Source organism: Klebsiella sp. CN_Kp106, assembly GCF_040064575.1.
Classification (GTDB): domain Bacteria; phylum Pseudomonadota; class Gammaproteobacteria; order Enterobacterales; family Enterobacteriaceae; genus Klebsiella; species Klebsiella michiganensis.
The window spans coordinates 1-16,993 of sequence record NZ_JBEAIG010000023.1; the positions used below are offsets into that span (position 1 = coordinate 1).

A 16,993-nucleotide genomic window follows, 5' to 3' on the forward strand; every position below is an offset into this window, starting at 1 on the left:
GCGCCCGGTGTCCGGCGCCGATGACAGGCTGCCGCCGTAAATCAGCACCGTGCGGCGGCCTTCGAGCCACTGTTTTTCCGCCAGACCGGGGGCGATGGCGGCGATGTGTTCGGGTTCGCCACAGACCAGCAGCAGGCGGACCTGACTGCGCCAGAAAAGGTTGTAGCGACGGCGGAGGTGCTTTTTTATCGAAGAAAGGGAGATATCTCGTTCCTGTGTACAAGCCCCCTCGCCTGCCGGGCGACTGCACTGCGGAGTCACCGGGGTGTCGTTTTTTTGGAAAGGGATAAGAAAAAAAATCAGCACGCTCAACAGACTGGTCAGAAAAACCGCACCCAACAGCGAAATCCAGAATACGCGTTCACCCGTCCATTCAAAAAAAAGATGAGTTGTCTGGGCCAGAATAAACAACAGCGCCAACAAAACAACCAGGACACAGAGACCCGCTCCCAGGATGTATAAAAACCTTTTCATATTGGATTATTCCTTGCGGGCAAGTCCGGCAGCCTGAATAAAGTGGGGGCGTTGCAGAGCAGTGAGGGCGTGGCGCAGCAGGAAAACAGCACCGGGTAGAGTGACTGCCAGCGACAGTAACATACTGAGCACGCCGCACCAGGAGAACAGCCAGTCCGGAAAAAAACGGGCAACGCCCCCAAAAGCCGCCACGTTGAGCAATACGGCAGGGCAGAGTGAACCCGCCGGATAAGGCAACGGGAGTATGTTCACATCTTCATCACAGATAACCGGCAGATTATTGCCGACGACCATTGCGCCGGCCCGTTTGTCATCCGCCTGTAGCAGCCAGTGGCTTCCCGGACCGTAATTGACCATCTCTGCTGCTGCAGCTACCATCAGCCATCCCGCCAGATGCCCGTAGTCTGCGCTGATTTTCGCAAAATCGATAATGCCACCGGCTGCAATATCAGTATGCAGGGGCAGAGGTAACTCATTAACCACCCGCCCCAGCGCCTGTGCGGACGACGTAGATAACCCGCTGTGCCAGACCAGATGTTTTACACCAGAAGGCTGCTGCGCCATATCGCGCAATTCAGCCAGCTCGCGGGGCAATGCACCAGTATTCAGCGGCATGGCGCGAAATACTCGCACCGCATCGCGCTGTTCTGACGATTTAAGCATCGCTTCAGGCAACAGCAACAACGCACAGGCAAATTCCGCTAAGGCTTCCTCCGGCTGGCGGTAATGCAGCGCCAGTACAAGCAATGGATAACGAGCAGTAGACAGGAATTTATTCCAATTATTAAAAATTGACGAATTGGATAAGGCATGAATATCTGGCATCCATGGCAATTTTTCATCTTCCCAGAGAAGGGAAAAATACTGAATTTCCTGTTTTTTATCAGAAGCAGATGTCTGTATTATCACCGTTAACGGACCTGAAGGATAGGCCTGAGAAAGTATTGTTTTAATCTGGTTTATTAATAAACGACAAAGTTGTTCAAAGCGTGAAATACCAGGAATAAAAGCTTCTTCGGGAAGCAATGTTAATAAAGATGTTTCGTCGCTGCTTTCAGACGCAACACCCGCTAGTCGAGAAAGCAATTGTGGGTCTGCGGTTAATACCACATGCCTGGTCACGCATAAATGCAGGTGTGCTTGACGTTGCCAGGCCAGGTGCATATTTCGTCGCCAGTTATTCCAGTTACGGACGCGGAAAGTCTGTATTTCCCAGCATAACAAATAAAAGGTTATGGTAATTGTAACACCCACCAAAGTATATCCGGTCAGTGGTAGCCAGTAGCCGCTTGCAAGCGTTGGTAAACTACCGGAGGGTGAATGCAGTACCACCCGAACTAACGCGATAAATACACCGGCGAAAGTAATTGATAGGCATACCCAGGGCGACCAGGGTTGCGTATCTGGCCTCGCGGGAACCTCGGGTAATGACCAGCCCATCAACCTATCTCCACATCCGGCAAACTAGCGTAGATCACGGAACCACAGGCGCTCTTACAACCATGCGCCACAATTCCCCTACCGTTTTCCTCATAACTCATATCGCATTCCACTATCGGATTAGAACCGTGTTCCGGACAGGACACCGAATCATTCAGCAGTGCAACATTTTTACCTTCAATTTCAAAAGTAGATGATACAGAGACTACTTTTCCTCCATGCGAGGTAGCATCGCCAAGAACAACTATTTTCTTTCCCATATCAATATCCGTATTCTTTGGTCTTCACACGAATCATTTCTTCCAATGCTGTTTCTGTGCTGATTATTTCTGGCTCAGTAACATTGTTTGGAATTCCGGTTTTTAAATATGTATCCAGTCCCTGAGTCCAGTCTGCTCGACGGCGTAGATCAGTGATAAAAGCCCTATCCCAACCCGATTCACAGTAACCAATGGGTAAATCATAAGCAACGACTCGTGCCATAAAATTTAAATTACTGGGTAAAGTACTATGATCTGTAGGTTGTGCGACATATGAACGTATCCTGCGATCTTTTTCGTCAAACGTCTCCTTACGGGTTACTGGAGTTACGCTACCGTAAGTACCATATTCCGATTGTTTTTTGACACCAATAACGATATCCTGATCGGGATACAAATTAATGAAATTATCGTAAGTATCGTCATTCTTATAACCAGTTTTAGGATCACGCTCTCCCCAACCGTTTTTTTCCTGTGGGCCATGCTCAGCACCAACTCTTGTTTTATCGAAATCACTTAGTTCATTTTCCTTAATTGGCTCAGGGACTTCCTCGGCATTAATAAATACAGTTTGCCAGTGAGGTGGATCTGGGTACACAAAACCACTGCTCTGATATTCATCTCCTTCATCATCCCAAAAGGGTTTACCATCTGGCAATCGACCAAATGGAGTTTTTGACTCGGGAGCTATACCACAAGGTGTATTTCTGGCAAGCATTCGCTGGAATAAATACCCCTTATGCTGGGTGATAAGTGGATGAGGATTCCCTTTTTCATCATTTGGGAAACCTTGCCACCCTACCGAATGCAGAGGGAGGGAACCCATAACTCTGTCATGTGGATTGAAATAAACATAAGTCCTCCCGTGATTATCTCTTTCCGGGATATTTCTCGTTTCATTTTTGTCAGAAGCTACAAGAGTTATATCGGGCTTCCAGTTTTTATTATCCTGTGATTGACCTACACACAACCCCTCATAGCCTAACGAAGATAAATGTGTTGATTGAAGTGCAACTTTATCAATTATTGCTGACAGAGTACTTTCTCGACCAGATGGAGAAATACATTCTTCAGGAGGCATTGAAAAGGCATTCAATTGACTATTATGAAGGGCATAAGGTGAATTCATTATAAATAGAGTATCAGGTGCTTTATTTGCCAGTGCAGTAGCAGCCATTGAAACCATAGTTCCTTGGCTATGTGAAATTATGGTGACTGTATCCTTAGGATATTTCTCTCGAATAAGATCCAATAAATCAGCTAACCGCTTCGCGGCATGAGCATAATAGTTTCGTGGTGGTGCTGTGGTTAGTAAGCGATCTTTGTCTTCATTACCATATTGAACTTTTGCACCAGGTATATTGGCTAAATCTTCATTGAATCCTTTTTTACTCCAAAGTGAATGAAGATTATTCGTGCCATTTTGAAAGGGACCGCCGCCCCATATATAAGGACCTTTTTTCAAAATATCATACAATGGGATGCCATCTCGCTTCATCTGATGATAGTCATCACCCTTAATACTTACCAAAGGAATAACAAACTTATCTTCGTCACCTAATGGTGATGAATAGCCCCAATAAAATCGAATTACAGGTGACCGGCCATTGTCAGTGACTAATTTCCTTTCTACTAATGGAGACATTGGAGTTCTTTTTTCGACGCCTTTCTCATCTAATTCTATCTTGTCATCCCCACTATATATGTTAGCCTTTAACTCAAAATTAGTGCCTTCAAGTCCAAGGCGTTTATTCAATCCTGCACATAATGCAGACTCTGCTTTTTGATACCATTCACCTGTGGAGTTAACACCATGGACAAGTATTATAAGCCCAGGCAGATGAGGCGGCACATCGCAAGCTCCACGAACCTGAACATTCTTATGCGATGGAAAAGAACACCAAGAAGGATGGCCATTATCATCATATTTAATCTCTAACTCTCTAACTGGCTCAGTCTTATGTACCATACTACCTCCTGTTTTGAAAACATAGCATTATCGTATGAGACCAAATTCAGTAAATTGCAGAGCATACAAAGCAACAAACGCCACACAGATACACCCAAACCAAATCAGCAATATGATACGCAAACCATGAACTCTCTTACAACAAAGCCATGAAACTAATGTAAGCAAACTTCCTGCGATTAGCGCATAAATTATTAACAAAGAATAAATCATCAGTAACATTTCGCTCTCCCACAAATAAAGACTGAGACCTTACTTACCTTTAATAAGAGTGATAGTCATATCATCAATGACATCCGAGGTATTTAATGATGTAGAACCATTTAAATCTGTCACCCCTGAAACAATCCTTCCATCCGGCATGGTTATTGAATATGCCTTATTGGCTAAAGGTTCTTTGGTCAGAGAATTTCGAATGACAAACTTCTCATCAAAACTTCCCGACTCAAACGACTTCATTACTCCCTGCATACTACCCGAACCTGCTTTCTTAATACCGGTGTTTTTTATCAGCAACTTTCCAGGACCGCCAATTTCAACATTCCCACCTTTGATTTTGATATATCCGCCCCCGCATATCAGCGTCAGTTCATCCTGTGCCGTTATTACCAGCTTCTTGCCACTCGAAATATGCGTGTCCTGCGTTGACCAAGTGGTGATATGTCCGCCCTGCGCCTGAATATCAATATCCCCCCGCGACGCAAACCACTTCGCCCCATTCTGACTCCAGAGACTGAGTTGTTTACCCGCCGCCACTGTGAAGTCCTTCTGCGCCCCCATATCCAGCTGCTGACCTGCAATCAGCGTCAGATTCTCCTGCGCCGACAGCAGCATATCGTCACCGCTTGCCAGCGCCACACCCTGCGGGGCCGTTCCCAGCAGTACTTCCTTCTGAAGCTGCTCTATCTTCTGTTGCAGCAACGTCTGCTGACGTCCAACATCCGCAGCCAGCGCCTGTGCCTGCTGTGCGCTGGCAGCCAGTGACTGCATTTCCACTAGTGCCGCTGAAAGCCGCGACATCGCCGGTTCCATCGCCAATTGCTGTCCCTGCGCCTTCGATTGTGCATCAGCAGTAATGAATATCCCTTTCCCGGCCCGTATCGCTCCGTAGCTGTCCGTCCGCAGCTCAAACCCCTCGCCGCGTGGCTGTTTTTCGCTGTCCACCAGATGCCCCAGGTTCAGCTGACTCTTGCCGCCGTACTCCGTGCTGACCTTGATGTGCTCTTTGCCACGCGCGTCGTCGAGGCGGATTTTGTTGTTCGCCGGGGTCCGCAGGACGTTGCGCTTATAGTTCCGGATGGTGACAGGGTCCGGGTGCGCCGAGTCGTGCAGGACACCGGCAATATACGGACGGTCCGGGTCTCCCTGCTCAAAAGCGATGGCCACTTCCGTCCCCGCCAGCAGCGGCAGGTGCAGGCCGTATGTGTCCCCGGCATAGGGGCGCGCCTGACGTACCCACAGACTCTCTTCCCCCGGCTGCCAGTGGTCGCGGTCAAACAGCAGGTTGACCTTATAACGGCCGTCGCGGTCGATATGGCCGTAGATATCGTTGGTTTTCGTACTGGTCACCCGCGCCGGCAGCGTGCCGGCCATGACCGGCCTGTCGCCCGGTTGCGGACGGAAGCCGTAATTTTCCGAGAACGGGATGGCCGTAAACGCCACCTCATAGCTGCGGTCGCGACGGGCGCGGCTGTGGATGCCGGTAATCACCACGCCCTGGCGGAAAACCTCCGTCACCTCAGCGCCTCCGGTGACCTTCAGCTCCCGGCCCGGCGCCAGCGCCGCGCTGCTGGTCCTGCCGCTCAGCCGGGTCTGGTCGTTCAGGTAGCGCTCGTGGCGCAGACGGGCATAAAACGCCCCGCTCTCCGGCTCCGGGTTGCGCTGGCCGTCACTGCCCGGCGCCAGGTAGTTATCCGCCCAGTGATACGCCTCACCGTAGGTGGTGACGTCGCCGGACGTCACGTCCGCGCTCTGGCTCATCTCCTCCGGCGTGTTGCGGTAGTTGTAGTCCCGGGTGAACACCGACTGCTGCACCACGTTATGCTGGCTTTTCAGCGCCCACACCGACTCGGTACCGCTGTCGTGCTGGCCGGAGGGCGGCACCGACGGCAGAACCAGCCCCTGCTCGTAGTGCCGCTGGTCATCGTAAAACTCCACCACGTCAATGTTCAGCCGGGTGTCGGCGGTGAAGCGGAACCAGATACCGACCTCGCCCAGCAGGCGGGTGATAAAGCGCAGGTCGTCTTCGCCGTACTGCATCACCTGCTCGCGACGCGGATACGCCTGTGCCAGGGTGAAGACAAAGTCCTCCCCGCGCATGGCGTGGCGGGTACGCAGGATATGCTCCACGATATCCGGCACCGACATATCCTGGTAAATCCGGTTCTGGTGGCTCCGGGAGAGCAGCGCCAGACGGGGCTGCAGGGTCAGGGAATAGTGCGTTTCGTCGCGGGATGCGGAAAGGCGCTCAAACGCCGTCACCACGCCCTGAATCGTGCGCACCGGCTGCTGAATGTTAATCCCGAAACCCTGGTCCGCAGGCGCCTGCAGGGTGAAGGTCGCGTCCTGCATCAGCATCTGCTGCGGCGTGATGGTTTTGTCGGCGCTGGTGAACTCAATCACGTATCTGAACGGTTCGCTCAGGGCCTCCTCACCTTCAAAGCTCAGCACGTCCAGAAAGGCGCTGCAGCCGCGCACCGTTAACAGATGGTGGCTGTGGCTGAATAGCAAAGCGGGTATATCACTCATTCGGTTACCTCTTCATCAAATGCCATCACAATCCCTCCTCTTCATTTCATTCTGGCTCCGGGTCGCCCTACGGCAGCGGCCAATCCACGCCCAGGATTTGTCCGTACACCCTGCTCAGGCCCCCTTCCCTGGCGCGGGTACAGCAATGATTAAATCGTCGTAGCAGAATGGCTGGATTTTCCAGAGACTCTCTTTATCGTTTTCTGGCACGCTACCGCCCGTCGCTGCTAACTTACCAAAGCGCATCAGGTCTGACTGGCGGACTGTCTGTATTGCCGGCCCGCTCGTTCGCGGATGTTCAGAGCCGATATTTTTACGTCGAATAAAGCTGGGATGTCGGAGTGGTCCGGTACGAGAATATTCCCGGTGAACCCATAAAATAATGCACGTCACCAATTTTGGAGCCAGCTCATTTATTTCGCCGCATAATCCCTGAGATATCGCAGGGTCTTGCAGAATCTTTTCAGGATCTTTTCTGAATGTTGCGTTACCAGGTGGGCTGGATTTGAGTTTGCGTAATAAATGACGCATCGCCAGCCAGAGGGTTTAAGCTCCGTAAGACTGACCTCCGGGTTAAATGTCGGTAATACCTGCCCTCAGGAAACATGGGTTTGAAGCATCACCCCAACAGAAATTCATTGTAGAACAAAGAATTAAAAGTGGTCAATCAACCGGGTGTGATGTTTGACATAAGTTTCAACAGGCCTTTGCCAGTAAACCATCCGCTATACACCTTCACTTTATGAATAAATTCCCAATTCATATATAAATAGTTAGGTATGATTGATTTAAATCAATACTTACTGAATATAAATATTATCGACAGCACAAAAATATAGTTGTCAAAAGTAAGAGCAATCAAATTCTCCTTACCATTTATGAACATTGAAGCAGTCTAAAGCCGAACTTTAATATCGTTATAAACAATGATATTTAGGATAAATATAAAAACCGCAAATAATAACCACCTTATCAGCCAGAGATTATTTATTCCGACTAACCACTGAGCATTGTTAAGAAGAAAGCATTGTCCCCCATTTATGCAAAATTATGTTATTACGGCCTACAATCTCTCTCTTCAACGTCAACGACCAGCAGGTCTATCTGAACGGTTTACTGCTATCGGACCGAGTGGATGAATGCTGCCCGCTGCTGTCACTACGGGAAGCGGGATTTCTTCCAGATATACCCGGTTTTTTCATTGTGGGAAAGGTAAAGAAATTGTGATGGAATACTGCTAAGTCTCACCTATGCAAACACACCCAACAGGATTCGACAGTATGGAAAAAAGTTCACCGTATCAGTCACTTCTAAAGACCTTCCAGCGACTCTCCCGCTTCTCGCATCTTTCCGCCATCGCCGGCTGGGATATGTTCGCCATGATGCCCCCCGGCGGCAGCGCGGCCCGCGGCGAAGCGCTGGCCGAGCTTGGCGTTTTGCAGCATCAGATCCTGACCGATAAAAAAGTGGGTGAATGGCTGCAGAATGCGCTTCAGGAAGAGCTAAATGATGTGGAACAGGCCAACCTGCGCGAAATGACCCGCCAGTACGAACAGGCGGCGCTGCTGCCGGAAAGCCTGGTGGAAGCGAAATCGCTGGCGGGTAGCCGCTGCGAGCACGCCTGGCGTAGCCAGCGTCCGGCGAACGACTGGCAGGGTTTTGCCGAGAACCTGCGTGACGTCGTCAAACTGAGTCGCGAAGAGGCGCAGATTCGGGCTGCGGCAAAAGGCGGCTCCCGCTACGACGCGCTGCTGGATATTTTTGAACCCGATATGACCAGCGCCCGTCTTGACGTACTGTTCGCGGACCTGAAATCCTGGCTTCCTTCGCTGCTGGAGACGGTGGTTGAGAAGCAGGCGCAAACGCCGCTCATCGAACCTCAAGGGCCGTTTCCGATTGCCGACCAGCGCGAGCTGGGGCTGGAAGCGATGCGCGTGCTGGGATTTGATTTTGACGGCGGACGCCTGGATATCAGCGCCCACCCGTTCTGTGGCGGCGTGCCCCAGGACGTCCGTATCACCACGCGCTACAACGAAAACGACCTGCTCAGCGCGCTGTTTGGCGTCATTCACGAAACCGGCCACGCGCGCTATGAACAAAACCTGCCGCGCAACTGGCTCGATCAGCCCATTGCCCTCGCCCGCTCCACGGCGATCCATGAATCGCAAAGCCTGTTTTTCGAGATGCAGCTTGGCCGTAGCGACGCCTTCCTGCAGCGCCTGCTGCCAACGGTACGCCAGTACTTTGGTGAACAGCCGGCCTTTAGCCACGAAAACTTCATCGCATGGAATCAGCGCGTCAAGCCAGGCTTTATCCGCGTCGACGCTGACGAAGTGAGCTATCCGGCACACGTTATTCTGCGCTACGAAATTGAACGCGCGCTGATTGATGGCGATATTGAGGTCGAGGATATTCCGGCGCTGTGGGATGAAAAAATGCAGCACTGGCTGGGACTTTCCACCCTCGGCAACTATCGCGACGGCTGTATGCAGGATATCCACTGGACCGACGGCGGTTTTGGCTATTTCCCTTCCTACACGCTTGGCGCGATGTACGCCGCTCAGCTGATGGCTTCCGCCAGACGGGCGCTGCCGCAGCTGGAAAGCGATATCGCCAACGGTAACTTCAGCGCCCTGTTTGACTGGCTGCGGCAAAATATCTGGCAGCACGGTAGCCGTTTTACCACCTCGCAGCTGATTCAGCATGCAACCGGAGAAGACCTTAACAGCGACTATTTCCGCCAGCACCTTACCTCGCGTTATCTGTAAATCACCGGCGTCGGGCCGCGCCCGACGCCGTGTCCCATTGTTGTAGCAGCGCGTTGTACATATGGTTACACGCCGATACCAAACACTCACGGAAACCTCGATAAGACAGGCATATAGTTCTTTCAACGGCCCCGCAGTGGGGTTGAAACAAGAAACCTTTTCGAGGATATCAGAATGAAAAAAGTATTAGCTCTGGTCGTTGCCGCTGCAATGGGTCTGTCTTCTGTTGCTTTCGCTGCCGATGCTGCCACCACCACGACTCCGGCGCCGGCTGCTGCAACTCACAGCACCACCGCTAAAGCGACCCACCACAAGAAACACCATACCGCCGCTGCGAAACCGGCTGCTGAGCAGAAAGCGCAGGCTGCGAAAAAGCACAAAAAAGCAGCCGCTAAACCCGCTGCCACCCAGAAAGCGCAGGCCGCTAAAAAGCACAAAAAAGCAGAAGCTAAACCGGCTGCCACCCAGAAAGCTCAGGCCGCTAAGAAACACAAAAAAGCCGCTGCTAAACCAGTAGCTCAGAAAGCACAGGCAGCGAAAAAACACCACAAAACCACCAAACATCATACCGCTAAACCAGCTGCACAACCGGCTGCTTAATCTCCCGGGTTAAGCGATGTGATATGATATCGGCGCTGGCTTCAGCGCCGTTTTTTTCTGGAGAGCACCATGCTGCGGCGCTATCGTTTTGAGCTCATCCTGATCCTGCTGATTATCTGCGCGCTGGTCGCCAGCCGTTTTTTTCTTTACTAAACCTATTGCTGCCACAGGTTGTCGCCGAGACCGTCGTCAAACGTTTGACGTAACGCGCCGTTAGCCAACGACGAACCGCCAGAATATCAAGCGAAAGCACGCTCCGGTCGATACGCACCCACACCGCCGTCAACAGCCCCAGACAGCAGCCGATACCGTCGGCGATATGAATAGACTGCGGAAAAAAGAGAATATCGTTGGGGTCGCTTAATGCGGTCACCAAACCTGCCATCACCCGCTACGCTTTGTTGCCACCTGCTGCGCAACGGCACCTTCACGCAATAGTGCCGGCAGCGTTAGCGCCCGGAAGAGAAAATGTAAGGGACGAAAATTTTGCTGACGAGAACACCGGCGGCCTGCCCGGGGATTTAGCTATCAATCAAACGCCGGAACGGGCGGCGCTGGCCGCAAAACGCGCTCAGCCCGCCGCTTAAACCTGCCTGGTTCCACCACGGTGAGGCCGCGGATTAAAGAACGTGAACCGCCGTCACCAGCAGATAGCCCGTCGCGCCCCAAATCATTGCTGATACCAGCGAAACGTAAACCAATGCGCGAATACCTTGTTTAGACATAAATCCTCCCGTACATCGGGTGTTTGACATTGCAGATATCATCGCCGGGATAACATCTCTGTTTGCTCAACAAGGTGATAGCAATAACAACGTTTTCGGTGAGAAAATGTTTCGCTTTGAAAGTAAGTGATAAACAGGTAAAGAAGTCCGATTTTCCTGTGAAGATATCTCTTTTTTTGCGTGATATTGGCCGTTTTCGCCATTAACTGCCTTGAGAAAAAGCTGAACCGAAAATCCTTTATTCGGCACCCGCCTGTTGTACGTTCGGATACACGATTTATGTTGCTTCCGCTGCCTTTTTCTGCGGAAATAACGCCGCAGGAAAATGGCGTTAACATATTGAATTCACGCCATTCATCCGTAAGCGACTGGCGTTTTTTGCTGATTTCGCCTGCCGCCTGGCTTAATTAAAATTATTCTTAACTTTCATAAACTTAAATCTGCTGCTACTTTCAATATACATAATTATCTCCCCAGAGAGTGATATGCGTAGAGACGTCCTGTTATTACTGTGTTCAATTTCCCTGTTTCCAGCGCTGGTCCAGGCCGACGATGATGGTATGAGTGCAAAAGATATTAAGACGCTGTTTTTTGGTCATGACGACCGAAAACCGGTCAGCAACCCCACGGACGATCCCTGGGATGCGATTGGGCAACTGGAAACCGCCAGCGGTAATCTCTGTACCGCCACGCTTATCGCCCCCAATCTGGCGCTCACCGCCGGGCACTGCCTGCTCACGCCGCCCAAAGGCAAACCGGATAAACCCGTCGCGCTGCGTTTTATCTCGCGTAAAGGCGGCTGGGTGTACGAAATTCACGGTATTGAAGGCCGCGTAGATCCTTCGCTGGGGAAACGGCTTAAGGCGGACGGCGATGGCTGGATAGTTCCCAGCGCCGCGGCGCCGTGGGATTTTGGCCTTATCGTGCTGCGCTACGCCCCTTCCGGCATTACGCCGGTGCCGATTTTTAGCGGCAGCAAAGCCGATCTGACCGCCGCGCTAAAAACCGCAGAACGAAAAGTGACTCAGTCTGGCTATCCGGAAGATCATCTGGATAATCTCTATACCCACCAGGATTGCGTAGTCACCGGCTGGGCGCAGACATCGGTGCTCTCTCATCAGTGCGATACGCTGCCGGGGGATAGCGGCTCGCCGCTGCTGCTGAAAACCGACGACGGCTGGCAGGTGATTGCGGTGCAGAGTTCGGCGCCTGGACCAAAAGATCGCTGGCGGGCGGACAACCGCGCCATCTCCGTCACCGGCTTTCGCGATAAGCTTGAAGCGCTGGCTGCCCAGTAAGCGGTCAGCCTTGCTGCTGGCGCAGCTGCAATAACGACGCGACGGGCATCGGCTCACTGAAGAAGAAACCCTGCAATCTGTCGCATCCCGCCCGCCGCAGCAGCGCCAGCTGTTGCTGATTCTCAACGCCCTCCGCCACCACCGTGATGCCTAACGCTCCGGCAATACGGACGGTCCCGCGCACCAGCTCCGCCGCCTGGGTATCCACATCCACCAGACCGGCCAGGGACTTGTCGATTTTAAGACTGTCGAAGCTGAAGCTGCGTAAATAGCCGATGCTGGAATAGCCGGTGCCAAAATCATCGAGCGCCACCGCGATGCCAAGCGCCCTTAAATTCTCAATGGCCGACTTCGCCCGCTCGGGATTCTCCAGAACGTAGCTCTCCGTGACTTCGAGCTGTAACCGACGGGCCGGGAAATGACAGCGGCCCAGCACCTGCACCACCCGCGACTCAAACTCCGGATCGCGGAACTGCGCCGGGGAGATATTCACCGACAGCAGCAGATCGTCCAGTGGCTGCAGTTCGCTACAGGCGCGTTCAAGCACAAACTGGCCAAGCGCGTAGATCAAACCACTACTTTCGGCGATACCGATAAACGCATCCGGCGGCAGCGCCCCCTGAGGACGCCGCGGCCAGCGCAGCAGCGCTTCCACGCCTTCCATAACCAGCGTATCGGCGTTGACAATCGGCTGATACCAGACATCAAACTCTTCGTTCTCCAGTCCCTGACGAATGCCATTTTCGATATTCAGCTGATACTGCCGCGCGTCGCTGAGCGCTTCGTCATACCAGGTCGTGCGCCCTTTGCCGGTTTTCTTCGAATGGTACATGGCAATATCAGCGCGGCGAAAAAGCTCGGTGCTGGAGCAGCTTGCCGGGAGGCCGCTGGCGATACCGATACTGGCGCTGATATAAATTTTTCGCTCGTTGAGGATAACGGGCGCTTTTAACAGTTCCAGTACCGCCCAGGCAAAAGCCAGCGCCTGATTTACCGCCTGTTCGCCGCTTACCGTCATCGCGAACTCATCGCCGCCCATACGCGCCAGCATCCCTTCAGGCGGAACGCGCTCCCGAAGTTCTTTAGCGATATGAATAATCAGCGCATCGCCAACGTCATGGCCGTAGTTATCATTAACATCCTTAAAGCCGTCGAGATCGATAAATACCACGCTTTGCATTTGGTATTGGGAGGTTTCGCACACCTGGTTAAGGCGTTCGATCAGCGCCCGTCGGTTTGGCAGGCGGCTCAGCCAGTCGGTCATGGCACTGTCGCGCGCCAGCTTTTCGCCGCGCGCCAGCTTGTAAAGCCCGAGGTAGCTGAAGAGAATAAACAGCAGGATCAGCCCAGCCGCCACGGCGGCAATCAGCCGCATACTGTCGGAGGCCGCCCGCGCGGCTTCCGCGCCGGGAAGCCCCGGCTGCCAGCTCAGGTAACCCACGATCTCCCCGGCCTGGGTGCGCAGCGGAATACTGTATTCACCGCCGCCTGGCGTGACGTGCAGGTTGCGAATCTGAAACGTGTCGCCCAGGCGCTCAAGCATTTGCGAGTTGATATGGCGGGTGATCACCAGATAGCGACGCGTATCATCATGCACCTGTAGCCGCCCTGCCGTCGGGCGAATCAGGCCAATACCAATAAACGCAATACCGGCGCGGGTTCGCGTGATGCCGGCATAAGCGCTTTTACCGCTGCGCAGCGCGGCGGCATGCTGCGAGATAAGCGCACGAAAACCGTTGCCGAGGAATTGGGTATCCTGCTCGGTAAAGCTCTCACTGCGAAACGATCCCCACAGCACCCGATAGTGCTGGTCGAGTACGAAAGTGCCGTCATAGAGATTATTGATTTTAAAACCCGATCCCCATGAGTTGTAGAGCCATTGCGGATCGAGCCTGTCGGCATAGGTCTGATGCACCGCATCATCCCAGATAGCGTTATCCATCACCAGCGACAGCACGCGGTTCACCGAGGTCTGCACCGCCCCATCCACCGATAGCACGGAACGATGCTTATCAATTTCGTTTGCTTTCAGGCCGATCAGGTGTTGGGTGAGATAAAGAAGCGAAACAATGGACACGATTAAGCCGATCCCGGCGAGGACAATCATGATGGACAGCGTTCTGGCGGAGGGAATATTGCGCCAGCCTGGCAAATGAATCATGTTCTGCCCTCATATCGGCCGGCAGCAAAATACGCCGAACTGGCTCTTTTTTAAGCGTAATACAGAGAGCAGAATTTGCCGCCCGCATTCACAGGCGGCATCATATCAGGCGAGTTTAATTAACACCATGCCGACCACCAGCAGAAGCAGACCGGCCCAGCCTTTATGATTCAGCCGCTGGCCAAACAGCACCCAGCCGGCGGCAATGGTCGCCGCGATACCGAAACCGCCCCACAGCGCATAGGCCACCGACAGGTCAATTCCTTTGACCGCCTGCGAAAGCGCGCTAAAGGCGCCCAGGACCGCCGCCAGCGACATAATGCCGTAGAATTTACGTCGAAAGCCGTCGGAAAATTTCAGAAAAACGTTGGCCAAAATTTCCAGCGCAATCGCCAGCGCCAGCCAGGCGGCGTGGACCCACTCAAACTGTTGCATGCGCTTTCTCCTTGCCCGGCTTCACCGCTTTCTGCGTCCCCGATTTAATCAAAACAATCCCGGCGACCAGGGTCACCAGGCCGGCGATTTTTATCGTCGACAGCGTCTCATCAAACAGCAGGACGCTGAAGATAGTGATCAGTAAAATGCCGATCCCCTCCCAGAGGGCATAGGCCACGCCGAGGGCGATTTTTTTCACCGCGAAAGCCAGAAAAATATAAGAAAGCGCGATCATGACCAGCATTAAAATAAAACCAGTATGGCCGCCGCTTACGCTTGCCCATTTCATCGACAACGTGCCGGTAATTTCAGCAACGATAGCTAAAGCTAATAAAATCCAATAAAACATGATCCCTTCTCCTGCTTGAGAATATAATCCATGGCGGCTTACAGAGAAGTAAACCGGAAAAATTCTGACGTTAAATTAGCCGTGCGCAGCGCGCCAGCTCAGGCAGAGAGAAGAAGACTAAAGCGCCGAGCGCCAGTGCTGCTCGCCGAGAAAGCGGGAGTGAGAGAGGGATACTGCAGGGTGAAAAGAAATATACATCCTGAACTGATTGTCCATAAAATTACAATTATCCGCGGTATTGCTTCTCGTCATTTGCGGATCAAAATTGTCCTCTGTAGTTATACACACGCAGATTTGTACCATAACGCCACATTTAACTCAAAGTCTTTGCAGTTCTTTACCTCTGGTATTTGATTTGGATTAGTTTTTTCCGATCGCAATCACCATTATGATATCGTTCCGGCCATTATTGATTAATTGGTCGTTTTTTTTCATTTTAGCGGACGCGACGCGCTGAGACGCCGACTTTGCCAACGTCTACAATGACTCACATTAGACCCCATTTTTTCTCTCGCAGGGAGCGGTATGGCCAAACCCATCATCACGCTTAACGGCTTAAAAATAGTCATCATGCTCGGCATGCTGGTTATCATCCTGACAGGCATTCGCTTCGCGGCGGATATTATCGTTCCTTTTGTTCTGGCGATCTTTCTGGCGGTGGTGATAAACCCGCTGGTTCAGCTCATGGTGCGCTGCCGGGTACCGCGGGTGCTGGCTATTTCGCTCCTGGTCGGCGTGATTGTCCTGCTGGCCGTTGTGCTGCTGGCCTCGCTCGGCACGTCGCTTAACGAGCTTGCGCGCACCCTGCCGCAGTACCGTAATTATCTCTATGAACCGATGCAGACCGTTGCGCCCTGGCTACAGCGCTTCGGCTTTACCGTGTCGGTGGTGGAGCTGAACAAGTATATTGACCCCAACGCGGTGATGACGCTGGTGACCGGCCTGCTCACCCAGCTTTCCAACGCGATGTCCTCTATCTTCCTGCTGCTGCTGACGGTGGTCTTTATGCTGCTGGAAGTGCCGCAGCTTCCCGCGAAGCTGCAGCAGCTGATGTCGCGGCCGGTGGAGGGAATGGGCGCGATTCAGCGCGCGCTGGATAGCGTCTCCCACTACCTGGTGTTAAAAACCGCCATCAGCCTGGTGACCGGCCTGGTGGTCTGGGGAATGCTGGTGCTGCTGGACGTCCGCTTTGCTTTTATGTGGGGACTGCTGGCCTTTGCGCTCAACTACATTCCCAACATTGGTTCGGTGCTCGCGGCGATCCCGCCGATCCTGCAGGTGCTGGTGTTTGGCGGTCTGTACGAAGCGCTGGTGGTCCTGGCAGGCTATCTGGTGATTAACCTGGTGTTCGGCAATATTCTTGAACCGCGCATTATGGGCCGCGGGCTGGGGCTGTCGACGCTGGTGGTCTTCCTGTCATTGATCTTCTGGGGCTGGCTGCTGGGCCCGGTGGGTATGCTACTCTCGGTACCGTTGACGATTATCGTCAAAATCGCCCTCGAACAGACGGTGGCCGGGCAAAGTATTGCCTTTCTGCTGAGTGATTTGAGTAAAAACTAACGCCATTGCGCACGCTTCCCCGGAGGCGATGCTGACGCATCTGTCCGGGCTACCGGCCCGCAGACGACCCTTAACCTGTAGCCCGGGCAGGCGCTTTGCGCCGCCCCCGGGAGCAGAGCGCGGAGCCGCTGAACTTCCCCGGAGGCGATGCGGCGCATCTGTCCGGGCTTGTATGATTACTCCGTCAGAAAGAACCGGCCAGTTCT

At 52.8% G+C, this 16,993-nt stretch carries 12 protein-coding genes and 2 pseudogenes; 4 read left to right on the forward strand and 10 right to left on the reverse strand.

From position 1 onward, the window contains the following. The 6 genes and pseudogenes from ABLU96_RS11170 to ABLU96_RS11195 form a co-directional block, all read right to left on the reverse strand. Nucleotides 1–474 (reverse strand): annotated as a pseudogene (locus ABLU96_RS11170) (type VI secretion protein VasK); the annotation flags it as partial. A 6-nt stretch (nucleotides 475–480) separates the two neighbouring features. Next, entirely contained in the window at nucleotides 481–1,914 is a 1,434-nt protein-coding gene (locus ABLU96_RS11175; protein ID WP_348862507.1) for a hypothetical protein, read from the reverse strand. After that, complete coding sequence (locus ABLU96_RS11180) at nucleotides 1,914–2,174, reverse strand: PAAR domain-containing protein (protein ID WP_064406713.1); 261 nt, start codon at nucleotides 2,172–2,174, stop codon at nucleotides 1,914–1,916. The genes ABLU96_RS11175 and ABLU96_RS11180 overlap by 1 nt, the downstream gene beginning before the upstream one ends. A 1-nt stretch (nucleotide 2,175) precedes the next feature. Then, the gene (locus tag ABLU96_RS11185) at nucleotides 2,176–4,143 is read right to left on the reverse strand and encodes a hypothetical protein (RefSeq protein WP_064406716.1); all 1,968 of its coding nucleotides are present in this window, start codon (nucleotides 4,141–4,143) and stop codon (nucleotides 2,176–2,178) included. A gap of 252 nt (nucleotides 4,144–4,395) precedes the next feature. Then, nucleotides 4,396–6,891, reverse strand: coding sequence for a type VI secretion system Vgr family protein (gene vgrG, locus ABLU96_RS11190; protein WP_075912732.1), 2,496 nt, complete (start codon nucleotides 6,889–6,891; stop codon nucleotides 4,396–4,398). 396 nt (nucleotides 6,892–7,287) lie between these two features. After that, nucleotides 7,288–7,428, reverse strand: a pseudogene (locus ABLU96_RS11195) (type VI secretion system contractile sheath small subunit); the annotation flags it as partial. 743 nt (nucleotides 7,429–8,171) lie between these two features. On the opposite strand from ABLU96_RS11195, the gene ABLU96_RS11200 reads away from it, so the two are divergent. Continuing rightward, nucleotides 8,172–9,659 carry a carboxypeptidase M32 gene (locus ABLU96_RS11200; protein WP_064405927.1) on the forward strand — a complete coding sequence of 496 codons (1,488 nt, stop codon included), beginning with the start codon at nucleotides 8,172–8,174 and terminating at the stop codon, nucleotides 9,657–9,659. 174 nt (nucleotides 9,660–9,833) lie between these two features. After that, nucleotides 9,834–10,259, forward strand: coding sequence for an acid resistance repetitive basic protein Asr (asr, locus tag ABLU96_RS11205; RefSeq protein ID WP_009654716.1), 426 nt, complete (start codon nucleotides 9,834–9,836; stop codon nucleotides 10,257–10,259). Between the two features lie 112 nt (nucleotides 10,260–10,371). Here the strand turns inward: asr and ABLU96_RS11210 are convergent, their stop codons facing one another. Beyond that, nucleotides 10,372–10,644 (reverse strand): hypothetical protein, encoded by a 273-nt coding sequence (locus tag ABLU96_RS11210; RefSeq protein ID WP_224226504.1) that lies wholly within the window; start codon nucleotides 10,642–10,644, stop codon nucleotides 10,372–10,374. Between the two features lie 825 nt (nucleotides 10,645–11,469). Here ABLU96_RS11210 and ABLU96_RS11215 point away from each other — a divergent pair. Next, nucleotides 11,470–12,282, forward strand: a complete 813-nt coding sequence (locus tag ABLU96_RS11215) for a serine protease (RefSeq protein WP_014229539.1) — start codon at nucleotides 11,470–11,472, stop codon at nucleotides 12,280–12,282. Between the two features lie 4 nt (nucleotides 12,283–12,286). Here ABLU96_RS11215 and ABLU96_RS11220 read toward each other — a convergent pair whose 3' ends face one another. From ABLU96_RS11220 to mdtJ, 3 genes are all read right to left on the reverse strand, one after another. Continuing rightward, nucleotides 12,287–14,443: a bifunctional diguanylate cyclase/phosphodiesterase gene (locus ABLU96_RS11220; RefSeq protein WP_047723738.1), complete on the reverse strand. Its 2,157-nt coding sequence runs from the start codon at nucleotides 14,441–14,443 to the stop codon at nucleotides 12,287–12,289. 105 nt (nucleotides 14,444–14,548) lie between these two features. Further along, nucleotides 14,549–14,878 (reverse strand): multidrug/spermidine efflux SMR transporter subunit MdtI, encoded by a 330-nt coding sequence (gene mdtI / locus ABLU96_RS11225; RefSeq protein ID WP_004851284.1) that lies wholly within the window; start codon nucleotides 14,876–14,878, stop codon nucleotides 14,549–14,551. Further along, nucleotides 14,865–15,227, reverse strand: a complete 363-nt coding sequence (mdtJ, locus tag ABLU96_RS11230; protein ID WP_004851286.1) for a multidrug/spermidine efflux SMR transporter subunit MdtJ — start codon at nucleotides 15,225–15,227, stop codon at nucleotides 14,865–14,867. The genes mdtI and mdtJ overlap by 14 nt, the downstream gene beginning before the upstream one ends. Nucleotides 15,228–15,752: 525 nt before the next feature. Between mdtJ and ABLU96_RS11235 the strand changes: the two genes are divergently transcribed. Next, complete coding sequence (locus tag ABLU96_RS11235) at nucleotides 15,753–16,787, forward strand: AI-2E family transporter (protein WP_004119683.1); 1,035 nt, start codon at nucleotides 15,753–15,755, stop codon at nucleotides 16,785–16,787. Nucleotides 16,788–16,993 lie beyond the last annotated feature (206 nt).